Origin of the sequence: Pseudomonas sp. Pdm06, from assembly GCF_014851795.1 — a bacterium.
Classification (GTDB): domain Bacteria; phylum Pseudomonadota; class Gammaproteobacteria; order Pseudomonadales; family Pseudomonadaceae; genus Aquipseudomonas; species Aquipseudomonas fluorescens_AA.
The window spans coordinates 188,274-204,493 of the sequence record NZ_JACVAH010000008.1; the positions used below are offsets into that span (position 1 = coordinate 188,274).

15 protein-coding genes are annotated in these 16,220 nt (G+C 61.6%); 10 read left to right on the forward strand and 5 right to left on the reverse strand.

Annotated elements, in window-relative coordinates:
- Positions 1-13: 13 nt before the first annotated feature.
- The 3 genes from IB266_RS15280 (at position 14) to araH (ending at position 3,617) form a co-directional block, all read left to right on the forward strand.
- Entirely contained in the window at positions 14-1,018 is a 1,005-nt protein-coding gene (locus IB266_RS15280; protein ID WP_060741245.1) for a substrate-binding domain-containing protein, read from the forward strand.
- 75 nt (positions 1,019-1,093) lie between these two features.
- Positions 1,094-2,638 (forward strand): L-arabinose ABC transporter ATP-binding protein AraG, encoded by a 1,545-nt coding sequence (araG, locus tag IB266_RS15285; protein ID WP_060741246.1) that lies wholly within the window; start codon positions 1,094-1,096, stop codon positions 2,636-2,638.
- A 10-nt stretch (positions 2,639-2,648) separates the two neighbouring features.
- Entirely contained in the window at positions 2,649-3,617 is a 969-nt protein-coding gene (gene araH, locus IB266_RS15290) for an L-arabinose ABC transporter permease AraH (protein ID WP_060741247.1), read from the forward strand.
- Positions 3,618-4,463: 846 nt separating this feature from the next.
- Here the strand turns inward: araH and IB266_RS15295 are convergent.
- Together IB266_RS15295 and IB266_RS15300 are read right to left on the reverse strand one after the other, a co-directional pair.
- Positions 4,464-4,844 carry a Rho termination factor N-terminal domain-containing protein gene (locus IB266_RS15295; protein ID WP_192261672.1) on the reverse strand — a complete coding sequence of 127 codons (381 nt, stop codon included), beginning with the start codon at positions 4,842-4,844 and terminating at the stop codon, positions 4,464-4,466.
- Between the two features lie 36 nt (positions 4,845-4,880).
- Positions 4,881-5,225: a hypothetical protein gene (locus IB266_RS15300; RefSeq protein ID WP_060741249.1), complete on the reverse strand. Its 345-nt coding sequence runs from the start codon at positions 5,223-5,225 to the stop codon at positions 4,881-4,883.
- A 189-nt stretch (positions 5,226-5,414) separates the two neighbouring features.
- On the opposite strand from IB266_RS15300, the gene IB266_RS15305 reads away from it, so the two are divergent.
- Entirely contained in the window at positions 5,415-5,897 is a 483-nt protein-coding gene (locus tag IB266_RS15305; protein WP_192261673.1) for a GNAT family N-acetyltransferase, read from the forward strand.
- A gap of 5 nt (positions 5,898-5,902) precedes the next feature.
- Here the strand turns inward: IB266_RS15305 and IB266_RS15310 are convergent, their stop codons facing one another.
- Positions 5,903-6,535, reverse strand: coding sequence for a glutathione S-transferase family protein (locus tag IB266_RS15310; RefSeq protein WP_092255838.1), 633 nt, complete (start codon positions 6,533-6,535; stop codon positions 5,903-5,905).
- 189 nt (positions 6,536-6,724) lie between these two features.
- On the opposite strand from IB266_RS15310, the gene IB266_RS15315 reads away from it, so the two are divergent.
- The 5 genes from IB266_RS15315 (at position 6,725) to IB266_RS15335 (ending at position 11,895) form a co-directional block, all read left to right on the forward strand.
- A complete protein-coding gene (locus IB266_RS15315; RefSeq protein ID WP_060741252.1) occupies positions 6,725-7,705 on the forward strand; it encodes a 2-dehydro-3-deoxygalactonokinase in 981 nt (326 codons plus the stop codon).
- A gap of 19 nt (positions 7,706-7,724) precedes the next feature.
- Positions 7,725-8,345, forward strand: a complete 621-nt coding sequence (locus tag IB266_RS15320) for a 2-dehydro-3-deoxy-6-phosphogalactonate aldolase (protein ID WP_003204208.1) — start codon at positions 7,725-7,727, stop codon at positions 8,343-8,345.
- A gap of 49 nt (positions 8,346-8,394) precedes the next feature.
- Complete coding sequence (dgoD, locus tag IB266_RS15325; protein ID WP_003179439.1) at positions 8,395-9,543, forward strand: galactonate dehydratase; 1,149 nt, start codon at positions 8,395-8,397, stop codon at positions 9,541-9,543.
- A gap of 178 nt (positions 9,544-9,721) precedes the next feature.
- Positions 9,722-11,032, forward strand: a complete 1,311-nt coding sequence (locus IB266_RS15330) for an MFS transporter (protein ID WP_063324934.1) — start codon at positions 9,722-9,724, stop codon at positions 11,030-11,032.
- 59 nt (positions 11,033-11,091) lie between these two features.
- Positions 11,092-11,895, forward strand: a complete 804-nt coding sequence (locus IB266_RS15335; RefSeq protein WP_060741254.1) for an IclR family transcriptional regulator — start codon at positions 11,092-11,094, stop codon at positions 11,893-11,895.
- A 6-nt stretch (positions 11,896-11,901) separates the two neighbouring features.
- Here IB266_RS15335 and IB266_RS15340 read toward each other — a convergent pair whose 3' ends face one another.
- Positions 11,902-12,954 (reverse strand): NAD(P)-dependent alcohol dehydrogenase, encoded by a 1,053-nt coding sequence (locus IB266_RS15340; RefSeq protein ID WP_192261674.1) that lies wholly within the window; start codon positions 12,952-12,954, stop codon positions 11,902-11,904.
- Between the two features lie 177 nt (positions 12,955-13,131).
- On the opposite strand from IB266_RS15340, the gene IB266_RS15345 reads away from it, so the two are divergent.
- On the forward strand, positions 13,132-14,022 hold the full coding sequence (locus tag IB266_RS15345) for an AraC family transcriptional regulator (RefSeq protein WP_192261675.1): 891 nt from the start codon (positions 13,132-13,134) through the stop codon (positions 14,020-14,022).
- Between the two features lie 183 nt (positions 14,023-14,205).
- On the opposite strand, the gene IB266_RS15350 is transcribed toward IB266_RS15345, so the two are convergent.
- Positions 14,206-15,870 (reverse strand): electron transfer flavoprotein-ubiquinone oxidoreductase, encoded by a 1,665-nt coding sequence (locus IB266_RS15350; RefSeq protein WP_192261676.1) that lies wholly within the window; start codon positions 15,868-15,870, stop codon positions 14,206-14,208.
- Positions 15,871-16,220 lie beyond the last annotated feature (350 nt).

Sequence of the window (16,220 nt, forward strand, 5' to 3'; positions counted from 1 at the left end):
CAAGGAGTCAACTATGAATCATCGTCGTGGGATCCGTTCCCTGTGTCGCGCCGCCCTGGCGGTCACCGCGGTCAGCCTCAGCAGCAGCTTGCTGGCGGCCGATCCCGTAAAAATCGGTTTCCTGGTCAAGCAGGCCGAGGAACCTTGGTTCCAGACCGAATGGGCGTTCGCCGAGAAGGCGAGCAAGGACAAAGGCTTCGAGCTGATCAAGATCGCCGTGCCTGACGGCGAGAAGACCCTCTCGGCCATCGACAGCCTGGCCGCCAACGGTGCCAAGGGCTTTGTGATCTGCCCGCCGGATGTGTCCCTCGGCCCGGCCATCATGGCCAAGGCCAAGCTCAACGATCTCAAGGTGATTGCCGTGGACGACCGGTTCGTCGATGCCAACGGCAAATTCATGGAGGACGTGCCGTACCTGGGCATGGCTGCGTTCGAGGTGGGCCAGAAGCAGGGCGCCGCCATGGCCGCCGAAGCGAAAAAGCGCAACTGGGAGTGGAAAGATACCTACGCGGTGATCAACACCTTCAACGAGCTGGACACCGGCAAGAAGCGCACCGACGGTTCGGTCGATGCCCTGAAGAAGGCCGGGATGCCGGCAGACCACATCCTTTATTCGGCGCTCAAGACCCTCGACGTACCCGGTAGCATGGACTCCACCAACTCGGCGTTGGTGAAGCTGCCAAGCGCCGCGAAAAACCTGATCATCGGCGGCATGAACGACAACACCGTGCTGGGCGGCGTGCGCGCCACCGAAGCGGCCGGGTTCAAGGCGGCCAATGTGATCGGCATTGGCATCAACGGCACCGACGCCATCGGTGAATTGAAGAAACCTGACAGCGGCTTCTTCGGTTCGATGCTGCCAAGCCCGCACATCGAAGGCTACAAGACCGCCGAAATGATGTACGAGTGGATCACCACCGGCAAGGAACCGCCGAAGTACACCGCCATGGACGAGGTGACGCTGATCACCCGGGAGAACTTCAAGCAGGAGCTGGAAAAGATCGGCCTGTGGAACTGACGGTCGGTTGATTCAAAAGCGGCCCTGGCCACATGAGTGGCGGGGGCGCTTGATCTCTGTAAGTTCGAGGTGGTTATGCAAGCGCAAACAGCGACACGGCAACACAACATCGGCGGGAGCTTGCGGTTCAACGGGATCGGCAAATCCTTTCCCGGCGTGCAGGCGCTGGCCAATATCAGTTTCGTCGCGCATCCGGGGCAGGTGCATGCCTTGATGGGCGAGAACGGCGCGGGCAAGTCCACGTTGCTGAAGATCCTCGGTGGCGCCTACATCCCGAGCAGCGGCGACCTGCAGATCGGCGAACAGACGATGGCCTTCAAAGGCACCGCCGACAGCATCGCCAGCGGGGTGGCGGTGATTCACCAGGAGCTGCACCTGGTGCCGGAAATGACCGTCGCTGAAAACCTGTTTCTCGGCCATTTGCCGGCGCGTTTCGGCCTGGTCAACCGTGGCGTGCTGCGCCAGCAGGCGCTGACGCTGCTCAAAGGCCTGGCCGACGAAATCGACCCGCAGGAAAAAGTCGGTCGCCTGTCCCTTGGCCAGCGCCAATTGGTGGAAATCGCCAAGGCTTTGTCCCGTGGCGCCCACGTCATTGCCTTCGACGAACCCACCAGTAGCCTGTCGGCCCGGGAAATCGACCGTTTGATGGCGATCATCGCTCGCTTGCGAGACGAGGGCAAAGTGGTGCTGTACGTCAGCCACCGCATGGAAGAAGTGTTTCGTATCTGTAACGCGGTGACGGTATTCAAGGACGGTCGTTATGTCCGGACCTTCGAAAACATGAGCGAGCTGACCCACGATCAGTTGGTCACGTGCATGGTCGGTCGCGATATCCAGGACATCTATGATTACCGCCCTCGGGAGCGCGGCGATGTGGCACTGCAGGTGAAGAGTCTGCTGGGGCCGGGCTTGCGCGAACCGGTGAGTTTCCAGGTGCACAAGGGTGAAATCCTTGGATTGTTCGGGTTGGTCGGTGCCGGTCGTACCGAGCTGTTTCGCTTGCTCAGTGGCCTGGAGCGCCAGAGCGAAGGGAGCCTCGTGCTGCACGGCAAGGAGTTGAAGCTGCGTTCGCCACGGGATGCCATTGCCGCCGGCGTGCTGCTGTGCCCGGAAGATCGCAAGAAGGAAGGCATCATCCCACTGGGCAGCGTGGGCGAGAACATCAACATCAGTGCCCGTCCGGCCCATTCCGCGCTCGGCTGCCTGTTGCGCGGCGACTGGGAGCGGGGCAATGCCGACAAGCAGATCAAGTCGCTGAAGGTGAAGACCCCGGCGGCCAGCCAGAAAATCATGTACCTGTCCGGCGGCAATCAGCAGAAGGCGATTCTCGGTCGTTGGCTGTCGATGCCGATGAAAGTCCTGCTGCTGGACGAACCGACCCGCGGCATAGATATCGGCGCCAAGGCGGAGATCTACCAGATTATCCACAACCTGGCGGCCGACGGCATCGCGGTGATTGTGGTGTCCAGCGACCTGATGGAAGTGATGGGCATTTCCGACCGAATCCTGGTGCTCTGCGAAGGGGCCATGCGCGGCGAGCTGTCGCGTGACCAGGCCAACGAATCCAACCTGCTGCAACTGGCGCTGCCGCGCCAACGCGTTGCCGACGCGGCGAACTGAGAGGTAAATCATGACCATTCAAAACAATGCACTGCCAACGGCACGCAAACCCCTGGACCTGCGCCGTTTCCTGGATGACTGGGTCATGCTGCTGGCGGCCATCGGTATCTTCGTGCTCTGCACCTTGATGATCGACAACTTCCTGTCGCCGTTGAACATGCGCGGCCTGGGCCTGGCGATTTCCACCACCGGCATCGCCGCGTGCACCATGTTGTATTGCCTGGCATCCGGGCACTTCGACTTGTCGGTCGGTTCGGTGATTGCCTGTGCCGGCGTGGTCGCAGCGGTGGTGATGCGCGACACCAACAGCGTGTTCCTCGGCGTCAGCGCGGCGCTGGCGATGGGGCTGATCGTCGGCCTGATCAACGGCATCGTCATCGCCAAGCTGCGGGTCAACGCCTTGATCACCACCCTGGCGACGATGCAGATCGTCCGTGGCCTGGCCTACATCTTTGCCAACGGCAAGGCGGTGGGTGTCTCGCAGGAATCGTTCTTCGTGTTCGGCAACGGCCAATTGTTCGGCGTGCCGGTGCCGATCCTGATCACCATCGCCTGCTTCCTGTTTTTCGGCTGGCTGCTGAACTACACCACCTACGGGCGCAACACCATGGCCATCGGTGGCAACCAGGAAGCGGCGTTGTTGGCAGGGGTGAACGTCGATCGCACCAAGATCATCATCTTCGCCGTGCATGGCTTGATCGGCGCCTTGGCCGGGGTCATCCTGGCGTCGCGCATGACCTCGGGCCAGCCGATGATCGGCCAGGGCTTCGAATTGACCGTGATCTCGGCCTGCGTGCTGGGTGGGGTGTCGTTGAGCGGTGGCATCGGCATGATTCGCCATGTCATTGCGGGTGTGCTGATTTTGGCGATCATCGAAAACGCGATGAACCTGAAGAACATCGACACTTTCTACCAATACGTCATCCGCGGCTCGATCCTGTTGCTGGCGGTGGTGATTGACCGGTTGAAGCAGCGCTGAAGCTTGCGTCGGCCGGGCTGCCCACGGGCATATTCGGCATTGATGCAAGCTGATCCACCGCTTTCGCGAGCAAGCCCGCTCCCACAGGTTTTTGTGTCCGGCACAACACCTCAACACAGCGCCGATCCCAGGTGGAAGCGGGCTTGCCCGCGATGGCGGTGGCATATTCGGCATTGATGCAAGCTGATCCACCGCTTTCGCGAGCAAGCTCGCTCCCACAGGTTTTTGTGTCCGGCACAACATCGCGGCACAGCGCCGATCCTATGTGGGAGCGGGCTTGCCCGCGAAGGCGGTGGCATATTCGGCATTGATGCAAGCTGACCCACCGCTTTCGCGAGCAAGCCCGCTCCCACAGGTTTTTGTGTCCGGCACAACATCGCGACACACCGCCGATCCCATGTGGGAGCGGGCTTGCCCGCGAAGGCGGTGGTGCATTCAGCATTGATGCAAGCTGACCCACCGCTTTCGCGAGCAAGCCCGCTCCCACAGGTTTTTGTGTCCGGCACAACACCTCAACACAGCGCCGATCCCAGGTGGAAGCGGGCTTGCCCGCGATGGCGGTGGTGCATTCAGTATTGATGCAAGCTGACCCACCGCTTTCGCGAGCAAGCCCGCTCCCACAGGTTTTTGTGTTCGGCACAACACCTCAACACACCGCCGATCCTATGTGGGAGCGGGCTTGCCCGCGAAGGCGGTGGCACATTCGGCATTGATGCAAGCTGATCCACCGCTTTCGCGAGCAAGCTCGCTCCCACAGGTTTTTGTGTCCGGCACAACACCTCAACACAGCGCCGATCCATGTGGGAGCCGGCTTGCTCGCGATGGCGTCCTCCCTGACGCCAACAATCACCCCGCTTTGCGCAACGCTTCGAGCAACTCCTGCTTGCGCATTTTCGATCGTCCGGGAATGTTTTTCGCCCGGGCCTCCTTCATCAGGCTGTCCACAGTCTGGGGCCCATGGGAGGCCTTGCTGCTGCGAGGGTGACCTTCGCGGGTCTTGGCGGCGCGTCGGGCCGATTCCTTGCGGTCGGTTTTCTTGGCCGCCGCCGGTTTTGCCTTACCCGAACCACCGGAACGTTCGCCGCCACCGGACTGTTTGTTTACCGTCGCCCAGGCCCGTGCCTCGGCTTCGTTCTGCGACACGCCTTTTTTCTCGGAACTCTTTTCAATGTGTTCGGCCTTGCGTTTTTGCTCGGCGGTGTATTTGTCTTTGCTTCCACGAGGCATGGGGTTTTCCTCCTCAAGTGTCTGAGCAGAAGCTGCTTACTGGCTGGCAGCGCCACCTTCGGAGCCCGAGCCACCGGTCGTGGTTTTCGAACCCACGCCGGTCTCGGCGTTGTCAGGGGCGGTGGAGTCAGGCGTATTCATGCCGCCCTGGCGTCCCATGTCATTACCCTGCACGCGGGGATCGGTGCCGGTGGCAGGTGGCTGGCCATTGTTCAGACCGCCGCCGGTGCCGTCGGTATTCAACTTGGGCAGGCCTTGCGTGGCTGGAGAATTGGGCGCCTGTACCGGGTCGGTGGGGCCTGTGCCGGAAGTGGAAGCCGCGAAAGCCACCGAAGACAACAGCGTGGCGAGTGTGAATGCAGTCAGCCTTGAAGTGATCATGGTGTCGCCTCCATTTTTCAGAATGCTTACCCGATCTTGGGCCGTGGTGGCTTGGGGTTGGTGCCTCGGGCGCGACGAATGGCACTTGTGATGGAAGCTCGCGTCCGCGATCAATTAGTTGGATCGGTATGTGACGAGCGCCGCGCAGCGGCTTAGTATGGCGCTTTCAATTGGCTACAAGGCCTGTTCATGTCGATCGAGATCCGTCCTGCGCAACCCAGCGATGCGCCTCAAATCCTTGCCTTCATCACCGAGCTGGCCGATTACGAAAAGGCCCGCCACGAAGTCATCGCCAGTGTGGCCGACATCGAGCGCAGCCTGTTCAGCGAAGGCGCGACCGCCCACGGGCTGATCTGCCTGCGTGATGGCGTGCCGATTGGTTTCGCGGTGTTTTTCTTCAGTTATTCCACTTGGCTGGGCAGCAACTGTTTGTACCTCGAAGACCTGTACATCACGCCTGACCAGCGCGGCGGCGGGGCGGGCAAGACGTTGTTGCGCCACCTGGCGAAGATCGCCTGCGACAACGATTGCGGTCGCTTCGAATGGAGCGTGCTGGACTGGAACACGCCGGCCATCGAGTTCTACAAATCCCTCGGCGCGCAACCCCAGGAAGAGTGGGTGCGCTACCGAATGGACGGCAAGGTGCTAAGGGATTTCGCTAACGGCCACTGAGCACTTCATGAGTGTGCGGCAGACGCGTACTCGGCAAACCCCGGTCGTTGCTCGAGGCGTTTGCAGTAGGCCGCCACGGCCGGATAGTCGGGACGCTCCATAGGCGCCTGGCGCCAACGGTGTACGGACAGGCCGATGAGCACGTCCGCGAGGGAAAACGCCGTACCGGCCACGTAGGCGCCGGTGCGGTTCAACTGCTGCTCCAGCAACCCCATCTTCTCGTTCCAGCCCTTGATGCCGGCGGCGATACGCTGCGGGTCCTGGAAGTCCGGATTCTTGCGCACCAAGGCGTGGAAGGCGTAGCCCCAGGACGGGTTGAGTTCCGTGGCTTGCCAGTCCATCCACTGTTCGATTCGCGCCCGGGCGGCAGGCTCGACAGGTAGCAGATCGCTGGGCCCATGCTTGCCCACCAGGTAGCGGCAAATGGTATTGGATTCCCAGAACACGCCGTTCTCATCAATGATCACCGGCACCTGGGCATTGGGATTCAAGGCCAGGAACGCCGGGTCCTGGGTCGAGGCAAAGCCGATGCCCCAATCTTCGCGCTCATAGGCGATGTCCAGTTCCTGGCAGGTCCACAGCACTTTTCTGACGTTGATCGAAGACGTGCGGCCGAGGATTTTCAGCAGTTGTCCCATCACTTTTTCCCTAGTTGTTTGGCGTCCGGCCAGAAAACGTAGCAGGGTCTTGGACGGATGGCGATTGGCTTTGTAGGTGATGTATTTTTATCCCAATATATGGGAGTGATATTTATATATTGAGATTTGGTTGATCCCAGGTTTATAGTCCGTCTCACTCACTGCCAAAAAACAAAACAGGTGAAGCGGATGCAGGCGCAATTGATCGCGCTCGATTGGGGGACCACCTCATTACGGGCTTACAAACTCGCAGCCGGTGGCGAGGTGCTCGAGCAGCGTTCGCTGTCATCGGGGATCATGCAGTTGCCGTCCGGGCCGCGAAACGTGGCCGGCCAGGTGTGCATCGACGGTTTCGAGTTGGCCTTCGACGAGGCCTGCGGCGACTGGCTCGATGCCCAGCCAGGTTTGCCTGTCATTGCCTGTGGCATGGTCGGCAGTGCTCAGGGCTGGCGTGAAGCGCCGTACTGCGACACACCCGCCAACGTCGCCAATCTCGGACATTCCCTACAAACCGTTCGCAGCCTTCGCGGTGTCGATGTGCACATCGTGCCAGGCGTGATTCAGCGTTCGCGCTTGCCCAATGTCATGCGCGGCGAAGAAACCCAAGTGCTCGGTGCCTTGCACAGCCTGCCGGACGAAGCGGTGCTGATCGGCCTGCCCGGCAGCCATTCGAAATGGGTGGAAGTGGCCGATGGCCGCATCGTGCATTTCGATACCTTCATGACCGGCGAGATCTTCGCCGTGCTCAGTGACCACAGCATTCTCGGTCGTACCCAGCAACGGAGTGTGACCTTCGATGGCGTGGCCTTTGATCGCGGCGTGCAAGTGGCGTTGTCGGTGGACGGCCAGATCGGCCCGTTGTCCACCGTGTTCAGCGCCCGCAGCCTGGGCTTGACCGGCGAGTTGGGCGCCAGCGCCCAAGCGGACTACCTCTCGGGCCTGTTGATCGGCCATGAGCTGACAGCGCTGGCCCAGGTACAACGCCGACGCCGCGACAGCCTGCACCTGCCGACGGTGGTGCTGATCGGCAACTCCCAACTCTGTGTCCGTTATCAACGGGCCCTCGACGCCTGCGGCTTCGCCCGGGTGGTCCTGGCCGAACAGGCCACCGAACGCGGTTTGTGGCAACTGGCCGTGGCGGCCGGGTTGCTCGATTCCACCGCCCCCTGAACCTGACTGGAGGTCTGACATGCTCACACAAGCACTGGCGCACAACGGGCTGATCGCGATCCTGCGTGGCCTGCGTCCCGAAGAGGCGGCGGCCATCGGCGAAGTCCTGTACAGCGCCGGATTTCGCGTCATCGAAGTACCGCTCAATTCCCCTGAGCCGTACGAAAGTATTCGCATCCTGCGCAGTACCTTGCCCGCCGATTGCCTGATCGGTGCCGGCACCGTGCTGACGCCGGAACAGGTGGAGCAGGTGAAAGCCGCCGGTGGCCAAGTAATCGTCATGCCCCACAGCGATCCGAAGGTGCTGCGTGCGGCGAAAGCGGCGGGCTTGTACCTGTCGCCAGGCGTCGCCACGCCCACCGAAGCCTTTGCCGCACTGGCCGAAGGCGCCCATGTGCTGAAGATGTTTCCCGCCGAGCAAATGGGCCCGGCGGTGGTCAAGGCCTGGCTCGCAGTGCTGCCGGCCGGGACCGTGCTGGTGCCGGTGGGCGGGATTACGCCGGACAATATGGCGGTGTTCGTCGAAGCCGGCGTCAAGGGTTTCGGCCTCGGTTCCGGGTTGTTCAAGCCGGGCCTGACAGCGGATGAAGTGGCGGTGCGCGCCAAGGCCTATGTGGCCGCATGGAATGCCTTGAACTGAAGACTTTTCCAGCGCCCCGTGCGCTGCATCTGACAAGAGAGACAACAAGATGAAAATCACCAAGCTGACCACGTTTATCGTTCCGCCGCGCTGGTGCTTCCTCAAGGTCGAGACCGACGAGGGCGTGACCGGTTGGGGCGAGCCAGTGGTCGAAGGTCGTGCTCATACGGTGGCGGCTGCCGTCGAGGAATTGTCCGACTACCTGATCGGCAAAGATCCCCGCAACATCGAAGACATCTGGACCGTGCTCTATCGCGGCGGCTTCTACCGCGGCGGGGCCATTCACATGAGCGCCCTGGCCGGCATCGACCAGGCGCTGTGGGACATCAAGGGCAAGGCCCTGGGTGTGTCGGTCAGCGACCTGCTGGGCGGCCAGGTGCGGGACAAGATCCGTGTGTATTCGTGGATCGGCGGCGACCGGCCGGCGGACACCGCTCGCGCGGCGAAAGAGGCGGTGGCGCGGGGCTTCACGGCGGTGAAGATGAATGGCACCGAAGAGCTGCAGTTCCTCGACACCTTCGAGAAAGTCGATCTGGCCCTGGCCAACGTGGCGGCGGTGCGCGATGCGGTCGGGCCGAACGTCGGCATTGGCGTGGACTTCCACGGCCGCGTGCACAAGCCGATGGCCAAGGTGCTGATGAAGGAGCTCGACCCCTACAAACTGATGTTCATCGAAGAGCCGGTGCTCAGCGAAAACTATGAAGCGCTCAAGGAACTGGCGCCGCTGACCAGCACCCCGATTGCCCTGGGCGAGCGGTTGTTTTCCCGCTGGGACTTCAAGCGCGTGCTCAGCGAGGGCTACGTGGACATCATCCAGCCGGATGCATCCCACGCCGGTGGCATCACCGAAACCCGCAAGATCGCCAACATGGCCGAGGCCTATGACGTGGCGCTGGCGCTGCACTGCCCGCTGGGGCCCATCGCCCTGGCGGCGTGCCTGCAACTGGATGCGGTCTGCTACAACGCGTTCATCCAGGAGCAAAGCCTGGGCATCCACTACAACGAGAGCAACGACCTGCTGGACTACATCAAGGATCCGCAGGTGTTCGACTATGACAAGGGGTTTGTGAAGATCCCCAATGGCCCGGGCCTGGGCATCGAGATCAACGAGGAATACGTCATCGAACGCGCGGCCATCGGCCACCGCTGGCGCAACCCGATCTGGCGCCATGCCGATGGCAGTTTTGCCGAGTGGTGAGTGAGGCCTGATCACCCTGTGCAAGCCATGGAATCCTGTGGGAGCAAGGCTTGCCCGCGATGAACGATGACTCGGTCCGACTGGAAAACCCATCGCCTGTATCGCGGGCAAGCCTTGCTCCCACAGGGGCTTGCTCCACCTTTGCCATATTCGACAAATATAAAAAGAGGCACCTCACATGCAAGCGCACACCCTGAGCGCGCAGGCGTCGTTGGTGACGCCCAGCCGCAAGCGTTTTTTCATCATGGTCCTGCTGTTCATCACCGTGGTGATCAATTATCTGGACCGCAGCAACCTCTCCATTGCCGCTCCCGCGCTGACCAGCGACCTGGGTATCGATCCAATCCATGTCGGGCTGATTTTCTCGGCGTTCGGCTGGACCTACGCCGCCATGCAGATTCCCGGTGGCTGGCTGGTGGACCGGGTGCCGCCGCGCATTCTCTATAGCGTGGCATTGCTGTTGTGGTCGGTAGCCACGGTGATGCTGGGGTTCGCCGCCAGCTTCATCGCGTTGTTCGTGCTGCGCATGGCGGTCGGTGCCCTGGAAGCGCCGGCTTATCCGATCAACAGTCGCGTGGTGACCACCTGGTTTCCCGAGCGTGAGCGGGCCACGGCCATCGGTTTCTACACCTCCGGGCAGTTTGTCGGGCTGGCCTTCCTGACGCCGGTATTGGCCTGGCTGCAACACGCCTTCGGCTGGCACATGGTGTTTGTCGCCACCGGTGCGGTGGGCATTCTCTGGGCGGCGATCTGGTACGCGGTGTACCGCGAGCCACGGGATTTCAAAGGTGCCAATGCCGCCGAAATCGAGCTGATCCGCGAAGGCGGCGGGCTGGTGGATATCCAGGCCGACACCGCCAAGGTCAAGGCGAAATTCAGTTGGTCCGACCTGGGCATCGTCCTGACGCAACGCAAGTTGTGGGGCATTTACCTGGGGCAGTTCTGCCTCAACTCCACGCTGTGGTTTTTCCTGACGTGGTTCCCCACCTACCTGGTGAAGTATCGCGGCATGGACTTCATCAAGTCTGGCCTGCTGGCGTCGTTGCCGTTCCTCGCGGCGTTTGTCGGCGTGCTGTGCTCCGGGTTCTTCTCCGACTGGTTGATTCGCCGCGGCGCCACCGTGGGGTTCGCGCGCAAGCTGCCGATCATTGGCGGGTTGCTGATCTCGACCTCGATCATCGGTGCCAACTTTGTCGAGTCGACGCCGCTGGTGATCGCTTTCCTGGCCCTGGCGTTCTTCGGCAATGGCCTGGCGTCGATCACCTGGTCGCTGGTGTCGACCCTGGCGCCGGCACGACTGCTCGGGTTGACCGGCGGGGTGTTCAACTTCATCGGTAACCTGGCGGCCATCGCCACGCCGATCGTGATTGGCTTCCTCGCCAGCGGCGATTCGTTCGCCCCGGCCATTACCTATATCTCGGTCCTGGCACTGGCTGGCGCGCTGTCCTACATCCTGCTGGTCGGGAAGGTCGAGCGCATCGAGTTGTAGTCCGACGGGGCGGGCGACCATAATGCCGCCCGTTCCCCGCTCACTGTTGAAGGCCGGCTATGCAGCAAGACGATCCAAAAATCACCAAGGACGCCGCACCAACAGGCACGCAGACATTGCTGCGTGGTCTGGGCGTGGTCCAGGCGGTCGCCAGCGGCGCCCGTGACTTGAAGGAAATCGCCCGGCTGATCGGCACCACCCGCAGCACCACCCATCGCCTGGCCAGTTGCCTGGTGGACGAACGTTACCTGCGCGTGGTGCCGCAAGTGGGTTACCTGCTGGGGCCGAAGTTGATCGAGTTGGGCTTCCAGGCCCGGGAAGAACTGCCACTGGTGAGCCTGGCGGGGCCGTACCTGGACGAGCTGTCGGCGTTGACTGGGGACACCGTTCACCTGGCGATTCGCGAGGGCGACGAAGTCTTGTACCTGCTGAAGAATCCGGGGCGTAACGGCCCGGAAATGCGTTCGCGCGTGGGCCATCGCATGCCGTTGGCGCGCACCGGGATCGGCAAGGCGCTGATGCTCGATGACACTCAGGAACAATGGCAGCGGCTGTATGAAATCAGCCTGCCGGCGGGTGGGAAGCATCAGTTCTGGCCCCAGCATCAGGAGCAATCCTGGGAACAGTTCCAGCAACGGATGCTGGAGTATGTGGCGGGGGGCTATGCCTTCGACCTGGAAGATAACGAACCGTCGATTCGCTGTGTGGCGGCGCCGATCCGTGACGCCGGCAAGCGCATTGTCGCCGGTATCAGCATCGCCAGCACTGTGCCGTACATGCCGCTGGAAAAGATGGCCGAGCTGATTCCCCTGGTCAAAGGGGTCACAGCCCGGCTGTCGGCGGAACTGGGCGCCAAGGTCTGACGAACGTCAGGCCTTGAGCGTCGCCATGTCGATGACGAAGCGGTACTTCACGTCCCCGGCGATCATGCGGCTGTAGGCCTCGTTGATCTGGCGGATGTCGAGCATTTCAATGTCGCAGCTGATGTTGTGTTCGGCGCAGAAGTCCAGCACTTCCTGGGTTTCGGCGATCCCGCCGATCAACGAGCCGGCCAGGACGCGACGGCCCATGATCAAGTTGGCCGCATGGACTGGCGGATCGATCGGCTCGACCAGGCCCACCAGGATGTGTACACCGTCGAACCGCAGGGTACTGAGGTAGGGGTTCAGGTCGTGCTGCACCGGAATGGTGTCCAGCAGGAAGTGGAAACGTCCGGCCGCAGCGGCCATCTGCTCGGCGTCAGTGGACACGATCACATGGTCGGCGCCCTGGCGACGGGCTTCTTCGGCCTTGCTGGCCGAGCGGGTGAAGAGCGTCACTTCTGCGCCCATGGCCTTGGCGAACTTGATGCCCATGTGGCCGAGTCCGCCCATGCCTAGCACGCCGACCTTGTCGCCGGCCTTCACACCGTAGTGCTTGAGCGGCGAGTAGGTGGTGATGCCAGCACAGAGAATCGGCGCGGCGCTGGTCGGGTCGAGTGCTGCCGGGATGCGCAGCACAAAGTGCTCCTTGACCACGATGCTGTTGGAGTAACCGCCCATGGTGTGGCCGCCGCTCACGCGGTCCGGGCTGGCGTAGGTCTGGGTCATGCCTTGGTAGCAGTATTGCTCCAGGTCGGCGTGACAGGCTTCGCACTCGCGGCAGGAGTCGACCATGCAGCCAACGCCGACCAGATCGCCGACTTTATAGCGGGTGACGTCCGCGCCGACGGCGGTGACTTTGCCGATGATTTCATGGCCGGGCATCAGCGGGTAAACGGCGATGCCCCATTCGTTGCGGGCCTGGTGAATGTCGGAGTGGCAGACGCCGCAGTAGAGAATGTCGATCGCCACATCGTCGGCTCGCGGGCTGCGGCGCTCGAACTTCATCGGGGCGAGGGGAGCGGTGGGCGATTGGGCGGCATATCCGATGGCGGTGTACATAACGAACCTCGCTAAGCAGTGAATGGTAGGGCCCCATTGTGGGAGTCCGGTCCATGAACGGCGATGACGATTCCTACGGGTGTCATGCCTAATTCTCCGACCTTGGCCGTGGATTGGTCCTATGTGACGTTAGACCTGCGATGATGTTCCCATCCATTTTTTCGTGAAGTTTTCATCATGTTGTTGACCCGCCATCTCGATGCCAACGCGGCGCTGGTTTCGCTGATCGAACCTCTGGCGACCCGTGACGGTTTTATCCCGACCTCGCTGCCTGGGGTACAAGTCCTGCGGTGCAGCGAGGACATCGCCCGTGGTCCGCAGCTCTACGAGCCAAGCCTGGTGATCATTGCCCAAGGCAGCAAGCTGGCTTACCTGGGACCGCGCACGCTGGAGTACGGTGCCGGGCACTACCTGATCCAGGCGTTGCCGGTGCCGTTCGAGTGCGAAACCTATGCCATGCCCGATGCTCCGTTGCTCGGGATTTCCGTGGCGATCGATCGGGCGATGTTGGGGGAGCTGGTGCTGGCCATGGGGTTGACGCCGGGGCGAAGCCTGGCGGCGCAGACACTGGAGTCCATGACCAGCGCCGCGCTCGATGGTGCTATGCGAGGGTGTGTCGAGCGACTGTTGCACTGCTTGCACGACCCCTTGGAATGCCAGGTCATGGGCCAGGCGCGGCTGCGGGAGTTGCTGTTCGTCGCCTTGCGCGGGCCTCAGGCCGACGTATTGCGAGCGTTGGTGGAGCAGCATGGGCAATTCGCTCGGATTGCCGCGGCGCTGAGCCATCTGCATGCGCATTTCACCGAACCGCTGAACGTCGAGACACTGGCCAGTTGCGCGAACATGAGCGCCTCGACCTTTCATGAGCATTTCAAGCGCAGCACGTTGTTGTCGCCGGTGCAGTACCTCAAGCGCTTGCGTTTGCTCAAGGCCCAGCGGCTGCTGCTCATCGACGGCATGGGTGTGGCCCAGGTGGCACATCAGGTGGGGTATCAGAGCCCGTCGCAGTTCAGTCGGGAGTACAAGCGCTACTTCGAGCGCAACCCCGGGGAAGAGCGCGCCGCCTGATCCTGCGATGTTCCCCTGTGGGAGCGAGCTTGCTCGCGATAGCGGTGTATCAGTCGACATCTGTGTTGAATGAGAAATCGCCATCGCGAGCAAGCTCGCTCCCACATTGGGTTGCGGTGCTCCTTGGATGGCAGGCAACAAAAAGGCCCCCATTGCGGGAGCCTCGATGTTCAGCGTGTCGGCTTACATGTTCGGGTAAGTCGGCCCGCCAGCGCCTTCCGGGGATACCCAGGTGATGTTCTGCGCAGGATCCTTGATGTCACAGGTCTTGCAGTGCACGCAGTTCTGGGCGTTGATCTGGAAGCGTTTCTCGCCGTCTTCCTTGGTCACCACTTCGTACACGCCAGCCGGGCAGTAGCGCTGGGCCGGTTCGTCGTACAGCGGCAGGTTCTTGCCGATCGGGATGCTCGGGTCGGTCAGCTTCAGGTGGCAGGGCTGTTCTTCTTCATGGTTGGTACCGGAGATGAACACCGAGCTGAGTTTGTCGAAGCTGAGCTTGCCGTCCGGTTTCGGGTAGTCGATCTTCTTGCAATCGGCCGCCAGCTTGAGGCAGGCATAGTCCGGCTTGTTGTCGTGCAGGGTGAACGGTATTTTGCCGCCGAAGATGTTTTGGTCGAGCCAGTTGAAACCACCGCCGACAATCGCGCCGTACTTGTGGATCGCGGCACCGAAGTTGCGACTGGCGAACAGTTCTTCGTACAGCCAACTGCTCTTGAAATTGTCGACGTAGGCGGTCAGTTCATCACCGCCTTCGGACTCGGCGAACAAGCGATCGGCCACGGCCTCGGCGGCGAGCATGCCGGATTTCATGGCGGTGTGGCTGCCCTTGATCTTGGCGAAGTTCAGGGTGCCGAGGTCGCAACCGATCAGCGCGCCGCCCTTGAAGACCATTTTCGGCAACGAGTTCAGGCCGCCCTTGCAGATGGCACGGGCGCCGTAGCTGACGCGCTTGCCGCCTTCCAGGTACTGCTTGAGCACCGGGTGATGCTTGAGGCGCTGGAATTCGTCGAACGGCGACAGGAAGGTGTTGCTGTAGGACAGGTCGATAATCAGACCGACCACCACCTGGTTGTTTTCCAGGTGATAGAGGAAGGAGCCGCCGGTGTTCTCGGTGCCCATGATGTCCAGCGGCCAACCAGCGGTGTGCACCACCAGGCCGGGTTGATGCTTGGCCGGGTCGATTTCCCAGATTTCCTTCAGGCCGATGCCGTAGTGCTGGGCGTCGGCTTCGCTGTCCAGGTTGAAGCGCTTGATCAGTTGCTTGCCGATGTGACCACGGCAGCCTTCGGCGAACAGCGTGTACTTGCCGCGCAGTTCCATGCCAGGGGTGTAGAGGCCTTCCTTCGGGTTGCCTTCGCGGTCGACACCCAGGTCGCCGGTGATGATCCCGCGTACCACGCCGTTTTCGTCGAACAGCGCTTCCTGGGCGGCGAAGCCGGGGTAGATTTCCACGCCCAGGTTCTCGGCCTGCTGGGCCAGCCAGCGGCACAGGTTGCCCAGGGAAATAATATAGTTGCCTTCGTTGTGCATGGTCTTGGGCACGAAGAAGTCAGGGATTTTGCTCGCAGCCTCGGCGTTTCTCAGGACATAAATGTCATCGCGAACGACGGGCGTGTTCAACGGCGCGCCGAGTTCTTTCCAGTCTGGGAACAGTTCGTTCAGGGCGCGGGGCTCGAACACCGCGCCGGAGAGGATGTGCGCACCGACTTCGGAACCTTTTTCGACCACGCAGACGCTGATTTCCTTACCGGCTTCGGCGGCCTTCTGTTTCAGTCGGCAAGCGGCAGACAGGCCAGCGGGGCCGGCACCGACGATGACCACGTCGAATTCCATGTATTCGCGTTCCACAGGCTATCTCCTACTCAAGGCTCACAGTTTTTCTAATTGGAGGTTTGGCGTCGCATCCGTTGTTTCCTTCGCGAAAAGCGACGAAAGCGACAATGGATGAACCGCGGGTCTCTCTTAAGCGGCGCATTATATCTACACCACTCTCGGGGTCCAATACAAACGTTTGTTTGAAATTGCCGCAGCCCAGATAAATCACTGACGTACGGCTTATGACTGACCATTTTGCCGTATTGACCGGAATAGGTGTTCCGGTCAAGATACGGGCGGTTTTGCGCTCGCCGTAGGCTGACTGTTGGTTTCAAGAGCACCTCTAAAGACAGGGCGAAGGCAGCACAAAGTGACGTATTGCG